The organism is Dyadobacter sp. CY356 (assembly GCF_021440195.1).
GTDB lineage: Bacteria > Bacteroidota > Bacteroidia > Cytophagales > Spirosomataceae > Dyadobacter.
Map to the genome: position 1 here is coordinate 1246687 of NZ_JAJTSZ010000001.1, position 19194 is coordinate 1265880.

Below are 19194 nucleotides of genomic sequence, written 5' to 3' on the forward strand. Positions count from 1 at the left end.
TTTCCTTGACAACCCTTGACAAAATCTAACCACCCCTAGTCCGTTGAAAGTAATTCCATTAATTTATGATTTATAAAAAAGGTGGTCCTTCCTATTTTTTTTGGTCTTAATATGTCTGTCTCCGTTAGTTTTTTCAGCCATGTTGATGCTGTCTGGCGATGAGCAAATTCTTTTTTTCCAGGAGTTCAATCTTAAGATAAGGCAGTGTAAACATTAGTTGCAATAATTCATAACTGAAAGAAGCACCCAAAACCTTTTTCATACCTATTTCTGTTGCATCTTTAAGTATGAGCATGGCCCTTATTTTTTTTGTTGTCAGTTGAGCTGTTTCGATCAGGGCAGTAAGTATATACATGATCCAGTCATGCCAGTTATCTGTTTCGGTTACTTCCCTGAGCAGTTGGTAATAAAGCGTTTTCTGTTTTATAATGTAGGAGCTAAGGTATAACACCGGTTGCGACAATAGCTCTTGTTGAACCAGATATAAAGCATTGATGATACGTCCTGTGCGCCCATTACCATCGGCAAATGGGTGAATCGCTTCAAACTGGTAATGTATAAGTGCCAGTTTAATTAATGGGTCAATTAGAGAAACTTCCTGGTCATTGATAAACCGTTCCAGGCTGGCAAGCTTTTCTCTCAAAATATCTTCACAACAAGGAGGCGTATATACAACCTCTCCGTTAATGGCGTTTTTTAGCGCGGTCCCCGGTATATTTCTAATCCCGGACGTATTCTGTGTGACGGTTTGAACGATTTCGACCATCGTGTTGGTTAGGATTAAGTTATCCTGCGCCGGAATATTTCAGCAGACTCCATGAAATTGGCTGGAGGTAAGTCGGGCAGATCATTGTAGGGTTTATTTCTATCTTGCATGATGTCTGCTTTATTTTTTTAATCTGACAGGTTTGGAATCCCTTTTTAAAATGATTTTAAGTAATACTTCTCAGGCAATAGTAGCACTTAGCGGCGTTGCTTTATGTCTAACGGTTCATCATGACTTTCCTTCATGTCGAAAATAGTACTAATTTTCGACATCAGGAAAAATTCATGTTGAAGTGTTCGACATTTCATTTGGCAAATGTCGAAAATTTTAGTTTTTTTCAACATGAACAATATCTTTTCGTACCTACCATCCCTGACCATTTCCTGACAATCCCCTGACCACCTCCTGACCACTTCCTGACATTACTATTTTTTGTAACTAATATTAATTAACCATTAACAACCTTTCATTTCCAAGACGAAATTTCTATCTTAGTCCACTGTAAACCAGTTTGTTAGTTCAGTGTGATCATTTGAATTATGTTTCGTTATTTAGTTCTATTTCTTTCAATTTTATTGCTATTTGGAGAAGTCCGTGCGCAGGAAAACAAGCGGGCTAATGTCTGGTATTTTGGATATAGGGCCGGGATAGATTTTAACAGTGGAAAACCTGTTGCGTTGGACGATAGCCAAATGAACCAGAGAGAGGGAACTGCTTCAATTTGTGATGAGAATGGGAAATTGCTTTTGTATACAAACGGGAAACAGATCTGGAATAATAAACACAAAGTGATTGACGGTGCAAATGATCTTGGAGGAGATGATACTTCAACACAATCAGCTGTCATAATTCCTAAGCCAGAGAATCCCTATATCTATTACGTCTTTACTACTTTTATTTATTTAACTTGTATAATAGTGGATATTAGATTAAATCAAGGGGAAGGAGGTATCGTATCGAAGAATACCTTAATGGAACATTCAACAGAGAAGTTAGTTGCGGTTCAACACTGTAACGGACAGGATTTTTGGCTAATAGCACATGAGGTTGGTAGTAATAAATTCAGATCTTATTTGCTTAATAAAAACGGAATAGAAAAATCATATGTTACAAGCGTTGCAGGAAGTTATGAATTTTCTTCGGTAGGTAATCTAATGTTCTCGCCATCTGGAAGTAAATTGGCAGCAGCTTTATGGGGGAAAGGTATTTTTGAACTTTACAATTTTGACAATAGTGCTGGCATAATTTCAAACCCAATAGTTATCAAGCACCCAGATTTTTTAAGAGCATATGGTGTGGAATTTTCTCCGGATGAAAATTTTTTATATGTTACCGAAACATTAAAAACTGCGAATCGGATCTTTCAGTTAGATATCTCCGTTAAAAATTCCGTTGAAATTATCAAATCAAAGATGACAATTGGAAAAACGACGGAGTCTTATTTTGGAGCCCTAAAACTTGGCCCGGATAACAAAATTTATGTAGTGAAAAACGGGCTGAAAAGTTTAGGAGTAATCAACAGTCCCAATAATAAGGGACTAAGTTGTGATTATGTCAGTGACGGTTTTGAACTAAGTTCGCCTGGTGGAATTGGCTTGCCCAATTTTGTTTCAACCTATAACGCACCGAAACCTAAAGTGGAGATTTTGGAAGAACGAAATTGTAACGATGTTACACTGACTGCGGATTTCTCCCCGGTCTCTTTAAATATTTCATACCAATGGTACAACGGCACTTCCAAAATCATAGGCGCTGAAGACAAAACGTATAAACCAAATCGTTCCGGTAAATATTTGGTGGTGGTGAGCAGTACTTGTTTGACTGATAAAATTACCTCACCCGAGAAAGAAATCAAGATACTCAGCGCAGAACCGACAGCGACCAAACTAAGCTGCGGTTTCTATAAACTAGTAACAAACGCCAATAGTGATTTTCAATGGATATCGGATGAAATCAGGGAATCAGATCAAAATACCGACTCTCTGGTTATCAGCTCATCCGGGGTCAAAACTTTTCAATTGAAAGTATCTGACAAGGACGATCCGGGCTGTGTACTTGAAAAACAACTGGATGTAGATTTTGGTACCTGTGACGCGCGGGTATTTATTCCGGATATTTTCACGCCAAATCACGATGGCAAAAATGATACATTCAAAATCATCGTCATCGGTGGAACCGGGCTTAAACTTGATATTTATAACCGCTGGGGTTCATTGATCCATACTGACGCCAACCCAAATCCTGAATGGAGGGGCAGCATCAATTCAGCCGAATGTGCCAGTGGTAATTATATTTATGTTTTTAAATATAAGACTGAAATGGGGGAAGAGTTTGTGAGAAGAGGGAGTGTTTTGTTGCAGAGATGAATTTAGTTGAAAGTGGGAGCCGCTCGGTTAAAATAGGCGTTTTGAGGTATTAGGCTGTAATTTTTTACTTGGATTATTAATAGAAAACGGTCACGAAATTTGATTTCATGACCGTTTGTTGATGTTATAATTCTTGAATTAAATTAGCTTTTTAATACAAACTTCCAGGCTGTCTCTCCAATAGGGGATCTGAATTCCAAAGGTGGATTTGATCTTGGTTTTATCCATGACCGAATAAGCAGGTCTTACGGCCCTTGTAACATATTCCGATGTTTTGACCGGGTTCACTTTGACTGTGGTATGGCTGATACCAAAAATCGTTCTGGCGAAATCGAACCAGGATGTAACCCCTTCGTTGCTGTAATGATAGATACCATAAGCCGTGCTGCGCGATTCAATAATGTCCAGGATAGCACCAGCCAGATCAATGGCGTAAGTAGGGGAGCCGGTCTGGTCGATGATAACACCCAACTGATCCCGCTCGCTTCCCAAACGAAGCATCGTTTTTACAAAGTTATTTCCGTATTCAGAATACAACCAGCTGGTACGTAAAGTAAAATGTTTTTCCAGAACATCTGCAATAGCAGCTTCCCCTTCCAGTTTTGTAAGTCCATAAATATTCTCAGGCTCGGCAGGATCTGTTTCTGACAGGATTTGCGTAACATTGCCTTTAAATACAAAGTCCGTAGAAACATGAATTAAAGTGGCATTGTATTTGGCACATAACTTTGCAATATTTTCAGCCCCATCCCTGTTCACTTTCCGGCAGATGTCAACATCATCTTCCGCCTTATCAACGGCCGTATAAGCAGCGCAGTTAATAACAAATTCAGGTTTTTCTTTTTCAAAAAGTATATCCAGAAGATTAATGTCTAAAATATTACCCTCCTGTTCCGATGGAAAAGAAATTTCCTGATTTCCTCTTGTCTCGGATACATTTTTTAAACAATGCCCAAGTTGCCCGGATGCGCCTAATACGAGTATTTTCATTTTATTAAAAGCTGTGGTTGTAATGATGAGAAAAACTGAGTTGGTATTTTGGAAAGATAAAAGTACGTAAAGATAGCGCTCAATCTCCTCTTTGTGAATTCAAATAGGTCGTGTGGTACTGACGTAGTTTCTGATCTAACTGATAACCAGTACGATAACGTTCTCCAATCTTGAACCCTCTTGTATAAGAATACTCCCATCTGAATTGATCGGTTGTGCGTAAACGTGCGTTCCGACCTTGCAAAAGTTTTCCTGGTGGTATCGGAATGGCGAAGTTAAAGCCTGCTGTGGCACCATTGGTTGTCTTCATGGCATAAACACCAATTTCAACATTTGTAAACTGACGGATTAAATCTACTCTGGCACCACGATCTTTCCATAGATACTGACCACCCGATAATTTAAGCGTTACGTCTGGTCTGTTTAGTCTGTAGGCAACATCTGCCTGTAAAAAGACCTGGTTTAAGGAGCTGCTGTAAACGCCATCTTTGGCATAATAATATCTGCCGGTCAAACCTGCTTCCAGGCCATAAGACCAGGGATTAGTCATGTCTGTGTGTCTGTATTGTACATTAACCCCGTATTGATCATTGTAAAAGGTACCGGCAGAAGCACTGATGAAATTTTTTCCAAATGCAAAGAACTGATTTAGAAAAACGGGAGCCGGCCTGATAATTTTTGGATTGTTATCCATGTCGTTGGTGATAGGAAACAGAATTCCGGCATTTAGTACCATTCCCTGCCACAAATAAAACTGTGTTTGCAAAAGAACACTGGTATTACTTTGCAGCGTTTGCTGGCGGTATCCAAAGATAGCCGAAAATAAAGGCTGTATCCAGAAATCAAACTTATACCTGTCCGGATGTGCAAGAAATTTTAAACGCTGAACTTTTCTTTCTTCCGGGGTTGGCACCGTTGCAGTTATCTGTGGTCCCAGCTTGTAATTAGCCATAATGATCCCCTGAAAAATTGGAAGGTATTCATGGATGTTAGTGTCGGCCAAAGACTTGCGCATTTCCAGTAATCCATACAAAGGATTACGATCCAGACGCTGCTCATAATAGATTTTCCCATTCGCAGGATCAAGGGTTGTGTTTTCATAATTCAGCCAGAGTGACTTCCTTATTGATTCCATATCCTCAGTCTGGGCGAAAGCAGGGAACGTTAGGAACATCAGGACAATACCTGATAGCAGATTACTGATTTTCATTCGCTTTTTTTAATCGCTTTGGCAGCGTTTTAAGATTGAGGGCGTAGGAGGTTCCGAATGTCACCTGATCAAAGTTAAGGATGCCAGCCTGAACAGTCCATTTTTTGAAGAGTTTTCCATAGGCACCAACATTAAAATGTTTGGAATCCCATTCAAACAATAAACCACCTTTTTGACCGTAATGAAGATTCAGCCCTCCGATAGTGCCGGATAAATAGGCATAAGCCAGTTCTTTTTTCTTCCTGAATTTCAGATCCTGAAATATATTATAATTCGACTTTTCATTGTCGTCACGTTGAATATAATAGGGACTGCCTATTCCGGCTGTAAAATCTGCACTGAAAGTAGTACCAAGTTTGAAAGACTTGGTCGCTATAAGTGCATTGGTTGTAAGTGAGTTATCAATTCCAAATGGAGCAGAGATAATAAGAGCGAGTGAAGGCTGGTATTTTTTTTCTTTAAGAATCAGGTATTTGATATCAATTTGCCTGTCCCCAATCCCTTTTTGTCCTTTAATTTTTTCATTATTTATTCTTAACAGATTCACATTGATTTCAAGGCGTGGTATCAGTGTTAAGTTAATAAAATAGATGTTTTCTGAATTCTTCTTATTGAAGCGAAAGCCGTAGTCAATCGGATTGTAATTGACGCCAAAGCTGAATGTGCCTTCTTTCGTTTCAGTAGCGGATGGCACATAGATTAAACCTGGCTTACCGGAAATATTTGACTGCGCGTTGACGCTTATTTGAAAGCATAACATTAAGAAAAAGGGCAATAAAATATTGCCCTTTTTCTTAATGAAAATCCTTACAGAAAATAAAAATAAGTCTGCTAGATTTATGTTCATAGGTATAGCTTAGTTACCACCACCTTGGTTGTGGCATGATGCCAACGCCTGTGTATTCAAATCCTGTGCTTGTTTCAACGCAGTATTGTAAGCAGCATCAACTTTTTGCTGGTTAGATTTTTTTGCGTTTTCAGCAGCAGTAGTTGAAGCGGCAGCAATGGCTGCACAAGTCTTAGTTCCTGCTTTCTCCAATTGGTTGATGGTGTCAAGCGCATCTACCAGGGAAGCATTAGTCAATGCTACAAGATAATCGTACTGAGCACCTAAAATACTCTGAGCAGCTAAAAGCGCAGCAAGTGCACTATTGGCTTGTGTAGTAGCCTGAGTTCTAAATCCGTCATATAACGTAGAAGACGTAGATGAACTTTCGCAAGTAGTTTGAGCAGGTGCAATAAGCGCAATCGCGGCAGCATATGAGTCATTTACAGATTTAGTCTGCGCAGTTTTTGACGCGTCCAATGCCGCCTTAACCGGATTAAATATGGCAGCAGCTGCAGCCTGGCAGTCATCGATAGCTGCATCAGATTTTTCTACTTTTTCAACAGCATCAACTCCGCCTATACGGGCAGTTACAGTTACACCAGCAACAGTAGGAAAAGTGAATTTTGGTAAATATGCAGCCAAAGCTGGATTTGCTTTTACCTTTTCTAAAACTGCTTTAACATCAGCAGGTACAGGGCCACCATCTGCAATAGAGGCCAATGTAGCAGCAGATATTGAGTTAATTGCAGCAACATCTGAAGCAGAAAGTGCCGAAGATACCGCAGTTGCAGCAGTTGCCACGCTCGCTGGTACTGTACCAGACGCAGCAATTCCGCCAAGTGCGCCGTTCACTTCAGTGGCCTGTGCAGAAGCTGTTACACTAGCTTGGGTTACAGCCGGAGCAACTGGAGCCTCAGGCGTAACAGTTGCCATAGTGATCGCCTTTAATTGATCAGTGATTGCTGTATCCGGAGCTGTTGGTTCCGAATCATCCTTCTTACAGTTGAACAGAACTGCGGTCATCATCATACCGAGTACTGCTAATTTGAATGTACGTTTTTTCATTTGCGAGTAAAATTGATTTGTGGAATTAATAGTTTAAATTATTTATTTACATAAATACAAGAATTCAAAACACTCAGAGGTAGTTGCAAGTATAATGCTGGTTTACTAAATATGAGTCAGATCACTGTCCGCGTCCTAATACCATTACCTGCATGGTTTTAAAAATCAGGCTGATATCTTCAAGAACACTGTAAGATTTAAGATATTGGAGGTCATATTTCAAACGTTCAACGTTTTTGGCCACAGTATCTGCGTATCCTACATTGATCTGGCCAATAGAAGTAATACCTGGTTTTACTGTAAGCAGACGCTGAAAATCATGGGGTTCAGCTTCCATCAACATGTCAACGTCATATTTGTAAAGCGGACGTGGGCCAACCACAGACATATCACCTTTCAATACATTGAAGAACTGAGGCAATTCATCCAGTCTGGTTTTACGCATGATCCTGCCAATCGGCGTTATACGCGGGTCATTATCACCAGTCGAATGTTGTCCCATCTTATCGGCATTCAGACACATGCTGCGAAACTTGTATATCTCAAACATTTCACCCCATTGACCGCAACGTTTCTGACGGTAAAAAACAGGCCCGGGAGAGGTAATTTTCACCGCCGCCATGACCGCAAGGAATATAGGAGCTCCAAGGATCATAACGATGCTTGAAAATATCAGGTCAAATGAGCGTTTCAATGTCTGCTCATTCACGCTGGAAAAAGGTTTGGTATTAACCTGAATGATTGGATACATGTCGTGGTATTCGATCGTAGCCATGTTTGTCATAAATCCACGAAAATCAGGAACCAACCGGATTTGCGTTTTCTGACGTTCTCCCAGTTTAATAACCCCTTTAACCTGTTCATCTGACATTTCAGAAAGACAGCAATAAACATAGTCAAGTTTCTCTCTGCTCATCAAAACTTCCAGATTCGCAAGTTCATCTCTATGATCATTAAATTCAAGCGTACCACAAAAGCGATAACCAAGTTCTTTACGATCGTTGTAAAATCCCCGGATTAGTGACGCCAGATCTCCTTTACCTACAATCGCGTAACGACTGTAATTGTAACCAGCCTGACGGTATAATTTTAACGACAATACTGTTGCAGCACGGACTGTAATGGCCAGCACGACAAACATGCCGTAAGTCATTAAAAACTGCTGCCTTGAATAATCATCTCCTTTTTGTGACAAATACAAAAAAGCCATGATGGCTGCTGCATGAATAGATGTGGCCTTAAAAAGGTTGCCGATCTGGTTATTGAAGTTGTAAGAAAGTCTTGTGAAAAGGTATGTTTTAAGAGAATAAATGGCAAATATCCAAAGCAGGTTTGAAACCAGTAATAAATTAATGTATTGATTGTCAAAGAGGTTGGATAGATTTCCAAAACGAACTGAATAGGCAAATAGAAACGCTCCGTTGAGGAGGACAAGGTCTGTCCAGAGGTGGGCCTTAGGGAGGAGCCCTGGGTATCGGTTTTTCATGATTTTTATAATAACGTTGAGTATGTATTTAGCACTCCCGCATATTCCTCTTTTTTAGGTAAAACGCAGGTATTCTTTTTTTTCTATTTCAATTATAAAAAAATTCTATTTAATATATCTAAAATTTTAAATAAGATTTTGTAGTAATTGTTTCAACATTCTTGTAGTTGAATAGTTTTAACAAGTTTACGACAAATCTTTGGTAAATCCCAACATATTTTATTTAATAATTTTATATATTATTAATATTCAGTTAGTTACCGATAAATAAAGTTTAAAAACGACTAATATTTCTTGATAATTTACTATAATCATATCTTTTTTAATGTAGAATAATTTTATGATAGAATTTGATTTTGGCTTATTGCTCAAGATTGGGCTAGTGCAACCGTTAGCAATAAGAACTAAACAAGTCTGAGCAAATATTTTCCGTAACCACTCTTTACCAATGGTTTGGCAATCTCTGCTAATTCTTCCTTTGTTATGAATCCCATGCGATAGGCAACTTCTTCGATACATCCGATTTTCAGTCCCTGCCGCTCTTCAATAACCTGAACAAACTGGCCGGCCTGCATCAAAGATTCGAAAGTTCCGGTATCTAGCCAGGCCGTTCCACGGTCTAACACACCAACCTTCAATCGGCCCAATTCAAGATATTTTCTATTAATATCCGTAATTTCCAGCTCTCCCCTTGGTGACGGCTCTATGTTTTTGGCAATTTCGACAACTTCGTTGTCATAAAAATATAATCCCGGTACAGCATAATTGGATTTAGGTTTTTCCGGTTTCTCTTCAATGGACATTGCCTTGAAGTCAGGATCAAACTCTACCACACCATAACGCTCCGGATCATGTACCTGATAAGCATAGATGACACCGCCATCGGGATCGTTGTTAGCCTGTAGTAATTTAGATAAGCCCGAACCATAAAATATATTATCTCCTAACACCAAAGCAACCTTGTCTTTTCCAATGAATTCTTCCCCAATGATAAAAGCCTGTGCCAGGCCATCGGGACTAGGTTGAACTGCATAGGAAAACTTACACCCCAAACGACTTCCGTCACCCAGAAGCTTCTCAAAGTGAGGGAGATCGTGTGGAGTAGAAATAATCAGGATTTCATGGATGCCCGAAAGCATCAAAATTGATAATGGGTAATAAATCATCGGTTTGTCGTAAACCGGCATCAATTGTTTGCTCACCGCCAGGGTCAGCGGATGTAAGCGTGTTCCGGATCCACCGGCTAAAATTATTCCTTTCATATGTGACATCGGCTTTCAGCGGTCGGCTGTCGGCATTTTAAATAAAGTTGAAGTCATTGCCCGTCGGACGGCTTTTTTGCCGTTCGACGGGTGAGAAAAATCATGTAAGCAAACTTATTTGCCCTCATACATGCCTTCATAATATTTTTGGTAGGCTCCGGACGTTACGTTGTTGAGCCACTCCTCATTGTTAAGATACCAGCTCACAGTTTTGTCCAGTCCTTCGGCGAATTGAAGCGAAGGTTCCCAGCCCAATTCATTTTTCAGTTTCGTTGCATCGATCGCATAACGCAGATCATGTCCTGCCCGATCGGTCACGTAAGTTATCAGCTGCGCGGATGTACCTGGCGCACGACCCAGTTTCTCATCCATCGTTTTACAAAGAAGGAAAACCAGATCAAGGTTTTTCCACTCGTTATGGCCGCCGATATTGTAGGTTTCACCTACGACGCCTTTATGAAATATTACGTCAATAGCGCGTGCATGGTCTTCGACGAACAACCAGTCGCGGATATTTTCCCCTTTTCCGTAAATCGGTAAGGGTTTGTTTTGAATAATGTTGTGGATCATCAACGGAATCAGTTTTTCAGGAAAATGATTCGGTCCGTAATTATTGGAACAATTCGAGATCACCACAGGTAATTTATAGGTCGCATAATAGGCTCTTACAAAATGATCAGAAGACGCTTTTGAAGCAGAGTAGGGTGACCGAGGATCGTATTTGGTTGTTTCAAGAAAAAATTCATTAGGATCATGCAATTCACCATATACTTCATCTGTGGAAACATGATAAAAAAGTCTTTCAGGATCCGGTTTGGATAAGTCTTCTTTCCATGCTTTGCGCGCCGCATTTAACAAATTCGCAGTACCCACAACATTTGTCATTACAAACGACAAGGGGTCAGAAATTGAGCGGTCTACATGTGATTCCGCCGCCAGATGAATAACCCCATAAAAATCATTTTCTGTAAACAGATTGTCTATAAACAACGCATCTGTGATATCACCTTTTACAAACGTATAGTTGTCCTTTTCCTCAATATCCAGAAGGTTTTCAAGGTTTCCGGCATATGTCAATGCGTCTAGGTTATAAATTTGATAGTCAGGATACTGGTTGACAAATCTTCGTACAACGTGCGATCCAATGAACCCGGCACCGCCTGTGATAAGTATTTTTTTCATAATATTAACGTTTTTCAATCTTAAACTAAATAGCACTAAACACGAACCCCTTCCAGATTTTTCTCAATATATTCCTGAAAAGTTGGAAGTATTTGATCCTTCGCGGAAACAATAGGATTCGTAACTCCCCAGGGAATGTTCAAAAAAGGATCATTCCAGTGTATGCCGGCTTCGGCCTCTTTGCAATAACCTCCTGTACATTTGTAGTGGAATATACTGTCTTCCAAAGCAACAAATCCATGTGCAAAACCCTCAGGAATATAGACCATGTTACCATTTTGAGCATCCAGTTCGAAAAGTTCAAATTTTCCAAAAGTTTTTGAATCCGGACGAATATCCAGGGCAATATCCAGGACACGTCCCGAAATTACACGGACAAGCTTACCTTGTGCATGTTCTCCCGTTTGAAAGTGTAAACCGCGAACAACACCCTTCGTGGAGAATGATTGGTTATCCTGAACAAATTGGTTTGTAAAGCCCTGTTTCTCCCAGGATGATAGATTGAACGACTCGAAAAAGTGACCACGGTCATCGTGAAAGATAGCAGGCCTGATTACGTAAACATCCTGCAAACTTGTGTTTTCAAATTTCATTTTTTCGTTGAGTAAATGGTTTTAAAATGATTTTCGTATTGATCAATGATATTATTCCATTCATAGATGTCTTCAACTTTTTTCAAATTCGCTTCTACAAACCCGGCGTAATCTATCTTTTTTACACTGTCAATACACTTTGCCACTTCTGTATTAGCAGAAAAATAGAAAGCATCCGTCCCAAGGATGGCACTGTTGAACATATTTTGATTCGCACAAATTAATGTCTGAGATGCCATGGCTTCAAGTAGGGAGGGGTTTGTACCACCGACAGAATGTCCATGAAAATATAAATTAGAATAATAACGTAAATTATTCAGGACATTGATATCATAAACGCCACCGATAAACCTGATGTGTTTATGCGCCATGAATTTTTCTTTAAGATATTCACCATATTTTGTGGCATGCTTTCCGATCACCAGAAATGGTGTTTTTAAAGTTGCAGCAGCCGCTCCTTCCAGAATCGTATCAATATTATTCTCCGGTTCAAATCGAGCCACTAGCATGTTGTAATCATATTGATTAACATCGTAAGGGAGCAAATCAGTGGTATCCGGGGTTAAAAATGGAAACGCACCATAAGGTATATACGTAGAGGGAATGTTGTATTTTTTAGTCAAATAATCCTGAATGCCTATGGAATCAGAAATCCAGTGATCACTAAAAACCGTCGCTAGATATTCTGCTTGTTTGAGGAACCACTGTACCGGCTTTGAATATTTGGAGCGTGACCATTCCAGACCGTCCATATTTGTTGTGATAATACTTTTACTCCTGGGTAGCAACCAGCCCCATATTGTGCTGCTTGTATAGCCCAGTTGAAGAATGATGTCAAAGGATTTTTTTCTTGTATCCAGAATGCAGTTCAGATCATAGATAAACTGCCCGACGGTTCCCCATTTATCTTCCGGATCCTGGCAATGGACAAGCTTAACACCGTTCCATTCAGACTGCTGGTAAGGGTGAAGATGGGAGTTGTAAACAGTAATTTCGTGACCGCGTTGTACTAGCCCTTTTGCTAAATATTCTGCAAATTGTTCGAAACCGCCGTAGTAATTTGGGATTCCGCGAGTTCCTATAATTGCTATTTTCATTATCGTGATGGTATTACCAGAAAGTAATAATTATTTTAAACCTTCTTTTACTCCTTGTAAAAGGCTATCCTTCAGTATTACAGAGGGAGTAAGCCATGCCCCCTCTCCATATTCGTTCCAGGCATATATTACCATAATTTTTTGCGCATAGCTACTTTGGTTTTTCAGAACCCACTCTTTACAGGCTACAACGGCATTTTTAATTGAATTTTTCGAATAACCAGTGAATCTTTGGGAATAAGTAACTGGTCCTTTATCCCAGCCTCGTCTGTCCCAATTTGAAGTTATACTCGGAATAACGGGGTGATGGCTAATTTGACGCTGCCAGTCCCATACTTGAACCTGCCTGTAATTCATGCTGTCGATTGGAACAATCTCTTTTTTTGATCTTCCAAAGCCATTTTCATGGTAATTATAGCCCGTGATAATATCAAATCCACAATCCTCTGCTAAACCTATTGCTTTTTTAGACGGATCTGCACACGCAGCAAAAGATATCCCCTTGAGACCTTCCGCTTTGGCTATATCTCTAAATACTTGGAAAGCACGATTAACTTCTTCACTAGAACCAAAACAATCAACCAGAGATTGTACCTGAAAGAAGGTAATAAGTGGCTTTTCATCAACTAAAAGATATGATGGATCTTTGAATTTTTTACACCAATATTTACACAGATCGATCCAATCAGTTTTGTCGAAAAGAAATCCTTTGTGATTAGCTATAAGTAAGGAGAATTTAATCTTCCGCTTATTTTGAGATTTAAGGTATAGTTTTAACGCATTATTTAATGGTATGTCATCTATTTCACCAGACTTAGGATTTTTCTGGAAATACCAACAAAAGTCGAAAAATGTAATTCCTGCATCGTAAGCGACTTCAATCTGTTTATTTATTATTTCAGGTGTGCTGGTAACCCATCCCCAAATCGGCTTTCTGTCCAAGAGACTGTCAGTAAGTCTCGAAGTAATATGCGGGGTTTTTCCAGTCCACCCATCAAAATAATATGCCCCGACTTGAATTTTAGGAGATTGGGCAAAAGTTTGAGAAAAAAAAGGTAAGCCTAATATTACAAATATCAACGTTCTGAAAACAGTCGTATTTTTTTTAGAGTACGTATTTGGGTTTCTTCTCAATAACATGATACATTTATTTATAACCTTTTCAATGAGAAACTAACTTTGTTAAATAAGAATTTTATAATGTTTACTTTAAAATTTAGATTGTGAATTAAGTCATAATATATTCTTATTTGTCTTACAGGACTGGAAGCCTTTTTAAGAAAATATTTAAGTCCAATGACTTTGCTCCCTACTGCATTGTTTCCATGTTGACGATATAGAATTGTCGCCTCGTCTACAAAATCAATATATCCATGCTTAGATATATTAATAGCTATCCACTGATCATGAATTATATGCTTTGACCGGATAGGAAGGATAATTGGCTTGGAAATTTTATTAAACATCGTCGTACAGCCGGCAACTACATTTAAAGCCAGAAGCTGATAAGGATCTTTAGCAACGGCTGGATTTAATTTTTGATTTTTTATGAATGAGTTGGCAATAATATTTAGTTCGCTATCAACTTCTGTTAAATCAGTGAATATTAATAAAGGTTTATCCGGATGGGCTTCCTCTAATTTTTTCATTGCATCGAAAGTAATTTCGATTTTTTTATCCATCCAGACGTCATCCTGGTCACATAGCATTACATACTCAGCTTTGGAATTTTCAATCAACTTCGCAAAAGAAAGTGTGGAACCCAGTCTAATACCATCTTTTTCTAAAAGCTGAATTTTTTCGGGATACTTTGAAATATAATCTTTAATTATACTTACAGTTTTATCAAGTGAACCGTCATCTCGAATAGTTATCTTCCAGTCTGTAAATGTCTGTCTAAGAATTGATTCAAATTGAGAAGATAAATACCTCTCCCCGTTATATGTAGATAAGAGGATTTCAATCATGATTGACGGTAAATTAAATTTTTCAGATTAATAATTGTATTGTAGTATAGTTGAAAGTATACAAATTCAAAATAATGTCTAATAGTTACACCGAAATACTTATTTTTTATTAGTAGGCTCTCTTTCATTGATTTTGTTATCAATTGATTACTCACACCCCCATATCTCATGTTCGCCACGTCGGATTCGATAAATTTAAAAGGAGTACCGGCATTATAGGCTCTAAGAACAAAATCATAATCCATTAATATTTTATAATGCAAGTCATAGCCACCAATTGTATCGTATATAGACTTGGGACAAAACATGCCTGGATGCCATATTGACATTTCCTTTTCAATATTCTTTAAAGAGCTTTTCTTACTTTTAAATGTGTGCTCATTCTTAAATAATTTCACATTACCACAAATTATTTCATTGGTAGCCGAATAATTATTTACTATAAGCTCAACGGCATTTTCTTCATACCAATCGTCTGCATTAATCATACCAATCAAATCTCCCGAAGCAAGTTTTATACCTTTATTAAAGGCATCCGAAATTCCCTGGTCTTTTTCAGAAATAAACTTAGAAATGTCATTTTCATATTTTTTTACAATATTTAATGTTCTATCGTTTGAACCACCATCCACAATAATATATTCTATATTTTTATATGATTGAGAAAGAACACTCAGAATAGTATCTTCTAAGTATTTTTCACCATTGTAGACAATAGTAATTATTGTAACTAACAAAGGTTTAGATTGTAAATGACTCATTAAAGTTTCGCTGTTTTAATTTTGAGTGAAGTTGCTTCTCGTTATTGAGTAAAAGACTGGATAAAGGGAAAAGTAGAAAAAATGCAGTGTAGGTAATCGGTTCAGATATAAATGTCAAGCATAGTATCAGAAAAAATATTATTCTCTCCAATGTATTATTATTGACGAAATTGTTTTTGTAAAAAAGATAAAAAATAAGTAAACCCATTGGAATACCATACCAGGCAAAGACTCCCAAAAGCCCATTGGTAAAGCCACCGGTCATGAAGCCGCTTTGATCTAAATATGTCGTGGATAAAATTTGAGTTTCAATAAAGTTAACATAGGATTTTGATGTCAAATAACTTGAGTCAAAGAGGCCATGACCTAAAATAGGGTTTTCCTTGATTAATTTCACACCGATTACAAAGTCTCTGTACCTAATTAACCCTGATGTATTTTGTCCGTTGAACTTATCTTCAATGTTATTTTGCACAACTACCACTGTACTTGCCATTAGTGTAATTAGCATTAGTAAAAAGAGAATCCTGGTTGCATTTTTTTCTTTAACCGTCTCAATGAAAAAGAATGTAAAGTTTAGTGCTAAAATAATAAATCCTGCCGTGGAGAATGTGGTAAGGATCAATGCAACAATTGAAATCATTAACAATCTCGATTTCCTATTTTTAATGGCATAAAACAATAGTAAGTTCAACATTAGTTGTAAAAGGCCGGGTTCCCATAAGATTCCTGTGCTTCGGGCAGAGAATCCAGTTTGTTGAGTTACGAAAAATATAAAAGCCAAGGTCTTATATGGCATTCCAAGACCTGCCGGATAAAATAGGTTAGGCGCTAGTGTGTATAAGATGAATCCAGCAGCCGCATGAATAAAAATGATAGACAGACATTTGTATAAATCGTCCATCATCTCATTACCTTTCTTGTATAGTTTAAGAAACAAGTATGACTCGAATATGAGTAAAAGTTGATATGTTAGCATTGAAACCTGAATCTGAGAATTGAAAAATTTGCCAATTAGCAGAAATGAGAATATAGATAGAAGTATCAAAAAGTCTTTACCTTTTAATTTATAAAAGGTTTTAGGAATAAGTAAGGCTAGAATAATGATTGCTAGAAAACTTCCCTGACCATCAAAAAATCGAATCCCACAACTTTGGATGATAATTAACATCAAAGTAAGAGTTCTGTAATTAAAATTTTTTAAAATTCTCAATGCCCCGTCCATTTGTTTTAATATTCATCGTGTTTAAAAGACTTAAAGTCAGTAATAAATTGAAAAATTAAGCGGATTCTCCAATCGATTTATATACAGCAATATTTTGTAAAATAATACTGTTGATATTATGCCTTTCGGAAGCTTTATCCCTAGCTCTTTTTCCCAAATTAATTGCGATATTTGGGTGATCTTTGATATAGAGTATTTTGCTTGTTAACGAATAAGGATCATTAGATGATATCATTAAACCTGTCTTTCCTTCTTCAATTAAACTTGGTATTCCCCCGACATTAGTTGATATAACGGGCATACCAATAAGCTGAGCCTCACATAAACTATTTGGACTATTATCTATGTAAGATGGATGAATATACATATCAGCTTCCTGCATTGATATTATTAACTCATCGGCTGTAGCAATACCTCTTAAATTTACATTTGTTTCCTTCGAAATTATCTTTAGCTTTTGCTCCCAAAAGGGAAATTCAGATATTCCAAACACATTCCATTCGAACTTTTTGTTTGTGAATTTCTGTAATAATTTTGCAGTTTTTAAAATTAAGTCGAATCCCTTATAATCAACTTTTGAAATGGTTGTAATAATTTTTATAACTTCTATTTCTTTTGAAACCAGGCACCATGGTCTCGCGTTGTAGAATTCTGATCTTAAAATTTCACTGCAATAATAATAATTTGCTTTCGGTGAATAGAGTTTGATAATATTCTCATCCCAATCAGTCCTTCCCATAAAATGAACATTATTCGATAGAATCTCTTCCTCTCGACGGGCGTTGTGAGTAAAGAACCTTAAATCTTTGTTTTTCTTTAAGCGACCTGCAAAAGTTGAATATTTATTATAATCGTTTAGATTAGTGTTAGCTGGAAAGAAAGCGTTTAAATAAGGACCTAAAATACCCTGGATATGTATAACAATTGGTATATCTGTAACTTTATGAATCAAGCCAAAACCTTGTTCACTCCCAAATATGTGAATTACGTCCGGTTTAAAATCATCTACGACTTGCTTATAGGCATTTGTCTCAATTCCATCATATTTGTCATAGAAGAGATTATGTTTTAACTTTTTTAAGTACGTGTTGTACAGCGATATTGGGTAGTACGTAACGTGCCCCAGCTTATCTTTAAAGACGTTATCAGGATGTAGTAAACAAATTGCTAATTCAATATCATCTCTTACTGAAATAGCTTCGATGAGAGACGAAATCCAACCACAACCATTATAACCACTGTTTTGCTTTTTATATAAACCAGGCGAATCGCAAAACCATAATACTTTCATAATTTGTCTTGGTTAATGAATACTTATTACTTCATGAATTGGTTTTTCCATATGGTAATGTTCTCTTCTGGCAACTTTATATTTGTTCTATATTCATTATGGATAAAAGCATTACACTTTTCAAGCTCCTCTCGTCTAATGACATTTAGATTTGTATCCTTACTTATTTCAAACGCACGATTGTCAACAGCTACAATTAAGCTACGTTTACCATGTTGAATAGCCCTTATGCCCGCATGTAGCCTTGTACCTACGTATTCTATGTCTTCATTAGTAGCTAAGATTTCATCATAAAAATGTAAATCAGGATTGACAGTAATAATTCTTTCTAAATCGGGAGCAATTTCTTTTAAATACCCCATATCTTCAAAGCCTTGGATCCATATATAGACCAAATCATAATTTGCCTGCAATAGTTTTATTAACGCGGAGTCTTTGTTGTGGTCCTTATTGTAAAATGTGAGTGTAGTAATCACATTGGAAGCTTTTTTTGAAGGTATGGCACTGCAGGCTTCTTCATCTATACTCCAAAGGGTAGGGCAGGTAGTATTAATTACATTTTCAATCCCAATAGATTTTAACTTATCTTTTGTGTAAGAATCTCTTACGGAATGAAGAAAAGTTTTACTTAGTAGTCCTGAAAATAAGTTTTTTGTATAGTTGTTGGGCGTTTCTTGATATTGCCACCATCCCGTACCAAATAGAACCATTTTATTTGGGAAAAAGTAAGTGTCTCTTGGAGTAACTTTCCATTGAAATCTCGAATCCATGTTTGACGCAAGAAGATTTGTCCCTCCAATTAGGATAATGTCCTGCTCTTGCATAAGTGTTACTGAATCCATTTTCCTACTCAGTTGGGTAGGAAACGTAGAAACAAAGGAAGTAGGAAATATCTGTCTGATATTTTTCTTGATCGCATCTTGGATTATATAATCTCCCATATTACTGGTACCAATGGACGGATCCATCAAACCGATTCTTTGAAACAAAATATCTTCACCTTTTTCTTTTCGATCTTTTGACAGATAAGCATTTTTCCAATTACTAAGTTCTCTCTTAGATGCTCTAAATGTGTAATTAACCATTATTTGTTTTAATGTTTAG

At 37.5% G+C, this 19194-nt stretch carries 18 protein-coding genes; 1 reads left to right on the forward strand and 17 read right to left on the reverse strand.

Annotation, left to right across the window (positions count from 1 at the left end):
• Positions 1–35 precede the first annotated feature (35 nt).
• Together LXL81_RS29245 and LXL81_RS05180 are read right to left on the reverse strand one after the other, a co-directional pair.
• Complete coding sequence (locus LXL81_RS29245; RefSeq protein ID WP_409013860.1) at positions 36–137, reverse strand: hypothetical protein; 102 nt, start codon at positions 135–137, stop codon at positions 36–38.
• Positions 134–766: a Fic family protein gene (locus LXL81_RS05180; RefSeq protein WP_234645645.1), complete on the reverse strand. Its 633-nt coding sequence runs from the start codon at positions 764–766 to the stop codon at positions 134–136. The genes LXL81_RS29245 and LXL81_RS05180 overlap by 4 nt, the downstream gene beginning before the upstream one ends.
• Before the next feature lie 539 nt (positions 767–1305).
• Here LXL81_RS05180 and LXL81_RS05185 point away from each other — a divergent pair.
• Positions 1306–3132: a gliding motility-associated C-terminal domain-containing protein gene (locus LXL81_RS05185; protein WP_234645646.1), complete on the forward strand. Its 1827-nt coding sequence runs from the start codon at positions 1306–1308 to the stop codon at positions 3130–3132.
• Positions 3133–3270: 138 nt separating this feature from the next.
• Here the strand turns inward: LXL81_RS05185 and rfbD are convergent, their stop codons facing one another.
• The 15 genes from rfbD to LXL81_RS05260 all read right to left on the reverse strand — a co-directional run bounded on the left by rfbD (position 3271) and on the right by LXL81_RS05260 (position 19175).
• On the reverse strand, positions 3271–4122 hold the full coding sequence (gene rfbD / locus LXL81_RS05190; RefSeq protein WP_234645647.1) for a dTDP-4-dehydrorhamnose reductase: 852 nt from the start codon (positions 4120–4122) through the stop codon (positions 3271–3273).
• 79 nt (positions 4123–4201) lie between these two features.
• Positions 4202–5332, reverse strand: coding sequence for a YjbH domain-containing protein (locus tag LXL81_RS05195; protein ID WP_234645648.1), 1131 nt, complete (start codon positions 5330–5332; stop codon positions 4202–4204).
• On the reverse strand, positions 5319–6179 hold the full coding sequence (locus tag LXL81_RS05200) for a YjbH domain-containing protein (RefSeq protein ID WP_234645649.1): 861 nt from the start codon (positions 6177–6179) through the stop codon (positions 5319–5321). Before LXL81_RS05200 ends, LXL81_RS05195 begins: the two co-directional genes overlap by 14 nt.
• A 9-nt stretch (positions 6180–6188) precedes the next feature.
• The gene (locus LXL81_RS05205) at positions 6189–7226 is read right to left on the reverse strand and encodes a hypothetical protein (protein WP_234645650.1); all 1038 of its coding nucleotides are present in this window, start codon (positions 7224–7226) and stop codon (positions 6189–6191) included.
• 121 nt (positions 7227–7347) lie between these two features.
• Positions 7348–8712: a sugar transferase gene (locus LXL81_RS05210; RefSeq protein ID WP_234645651.1), complete on the reverse strand. Its 1365-nt coding sequence runs from the start codon at positions 8710–8712 to the stop codon at positions 7348–7350.
• 404 nt (positions 8713–9116) lie between these two features.
• Positions 9117–9974 (reverse strand): glucose-1-phosphate thymidylyltransferase RfbA, encoded by an 858-nt coding sequence (gene rfbA / locus LXL81_RS05215; RefSeq protein ID WP_234645652.1) that lies wholly within the window; start codon positions 9972–9974, stop codon positions 9117–9119.
• 114 nt (positions 9975–10088) lie between these two features.
• Positions 10089–11156 (reverse strand): dTDP-glucose 4,6-dehydratase, encoded by a 1068-nt coding sequence (gene rfbB / locus LXL81_RS05220; RefSeq protein ID WP_234645653.1) that lies wholly within the window; start codon positions 11154–11156, stop codon positions 10089–10091.
• A gap of 35 nt (positions 11157–11191) precedes the next feature.
• Complete coding sequence (gene rfbC, locus LXL81_RS05225; RefSeq protein WP_234645654.1) at positions 11192–11749, reverse strand: dTDP-4-dehydrorhamnose 3,5-epimerase; 558 nt, start codon at positions 11747–11749, stop codon at positions 11192–11194.
• Positions 11746–12846 (reverse strand): DUF1972 domain-containing protein, encoded by a 1101-nt coding sequence (locus LXL81_RS05230; protein WP_234645655.1) that lies wholly within the window; start codon positions 12844–12846, stop codon positions 11746–11748. Before LXL81_RS05230 ends, rfbC begins: the two co-directional genes overlap by 4 nt.
• A 30-nt stretch (positions 12847–12876) precedes the next feature.
• On the reverse strand, positions 12877–13986 hold the full coding sequence (locus LXL81_RS05235) for a glycoside hydrolase family 99-like domain-containing protein (RefSeq protein ID WP_234645656.1): 1110 nt from the start codon (positions 13984–13986) through the stop codon (positions 12877–12879).
• An 11-nt stretch (positions 13987–13997) separates the two neighbouring features.
• Entirely contained in the window at positions 13998–14813 is an 816-nt protein-coding gene (locus tag LXL81_RS05240; RefSeq protein WP_234645657.1) for a glycosyltransferase family 2 protein, read from the reverse strand.
• Positions 14810–15574, reverse strand: coding sequence for a glycosyltransferase family 2 protein (locus LXL81_RS05245; RefSeq protein ID WP_234645658.1), 765 nt, complete (start codon positions 15572–15574; stop codon positions 14810–14812). The genes LXL81_RS05240 and LXL81_RS05245 overlap by 4 nt, the downstream gene beginning before the upstream one ends.
• Positions 15555–16799 carry an O-antigen ligase family protein gene (locus LXL81_RS05250; RefSeq protein WP_234645659.1) on the reverse strand — a complete coding sequence of 415 codons (1245 nt, stop codon included), beginning with the start codon at positions 16797–16799 and terminating at the stop codon, positions 15555–15557. The genes LXL81_RS05245 and LXL81_RS05250 overlap by 20 nt, the downstream gene beginning before the upstream one ends.
• Before the next feature lie 55 nt (positions 16800–16854).
• Positions 16855–18090 carry a glycosyltransferase gene (locus LXL81_RS05255; protein WP_234645660.1) on the reverse strand — a complete coding sequence of 412 codons (1236 nt, stop codon included), beginning with the start codon at positions 18088–18090 and terminating at the stop codon, positions 16855–16857.
• Between the two features lie 26 nt (positions 18091–18116).
• A complete protein-coding gene (locus tag LXL81_RS05260; RefSeq protein WP_234645661.1) occupies positions 18117–19175 on the reverse strand; it encodes a polysaccharide pyruvyl transferase family protein in 1059 nt (352 codons plus the stop codon).
• Positions 19176–19194 lie beyond the last annotated feature (19 nt).

Bases quoted from the DNA above. Each gene is read 5' to 3' on its own strand.
- rfbA (WP_234645652.1), bottom strand. From the start codon at position 9,974: ATGAAAGGAATAATTTTAGCCGGTGGATCCGGAACACGCTTACATCCG.
- LXL81_RS05230 (WP_234645655.1), bottom strand. From the start codon at position 12,846: ATGAAAATAGCAATTATAGGAACTCGCGGAATCCCAAATTACTACGGC.
- rfbD (WP_234645647.1), bottom strand. From the start codon at position 4,122: ATGAAAATACTCGTATTAGGCGCATCCGGGCAACTTGGGCATTGTTTA.
- LXL81_RS05195 (WP_234645648.1), bottom strand. From the start codon at position 5,332: ATGAAAATCAGTAATCTGCTATCAGGTATTGTCCTGATGTTCCTAACG.
- LXL81_RS05240 (WP_234645657.1), bottom strand. From the start codon at position 14,813: ATGATTGAAATCCTCTTATCTACATATAACGGGGAGAGGTATTTATCT.
- rfbC (WP_234645654.1), bottom strand. From the start codon at position 11,749: ATGAAATTTGAAAACACAAGTTTGCAGGATGTTTACGTAATCAGGCCT.
- LXL81_RS05245 (WP_234645658.1), bottom strand. From the start codon at position 15,574: ATGAGTCATTTACAATCTAAACCTTTGTTAGTTACAATAATTACTATT.
- LXL81_RS05250 (WP_234645659.1), bottom strand. From the start codon at position 16,799: ATGGACGGGGCATTGAGAATTTTAAAAAATTTTAATTACAGAACTCTT.
- LXL81_RS05185 (WP_234645646.1), top strand. From the start codon at position 1,306: ATGTTTCGTTATTTAGTTCTATTTCTTTCAATTTTATTGCTATTTGGA.
- LXL81_RS05205 (WP_234645650.1), bottom strand. From the start codon at position 7,226: ATGAAAAAACGTACATTCAAATTAGCAGTACTCGGTATGATGATGACC.
- LXL81_RS05200 (WP_234645649.1), bottom strand. From the start codon at position 6,179: ATGAACATAAATCTAGCAGACTTATTTTTATTTTCTGTAAGGATTTTC.
- LXL81_RS05210 (WP_234645651.1), bottom strand. From the start codon at position 8,712: ATGAAAAACCGATACCCAGGGCTCCTCCCTAAGGCCCACCTCTGGACA.
- LXL81_RS05180 (WP_234645645.1), bottom strand. From the start codon at position 766: ATGGTCGAAATCGTTCAAACCGTCACACAGAATACGTCCGGGATTAGA.
- LXL81_RS05260 (WP_234645661.1), bottom strand. From the start codon at position 19,175: ATGGTTAATTACACATTTAGAGCATCTAAGAGAGAACTTAGTAATTGG.
- LXL81_RS05255 (WP_234645660.1), bottom strand. From the start codon at position 18,090: ATGAAAGTATTATGGTTTTGCGATTCGCCTGGTTTATATAAAAAGCAA.
- LXL81_RS05235 (WP_234645656.1), bottom strand. From the start codon at position 13,986: ATGTTATTGAGAAGAAACCCAAATACGTACTCTAAAAAAAATACGACT.
- rfbB (WP_234645653.1), bottom strand. From the start codon at position 11,156: ATGAAAAAAATACTTATCACAGGCGGTGCCGGGTTCATTGGATCGCAC.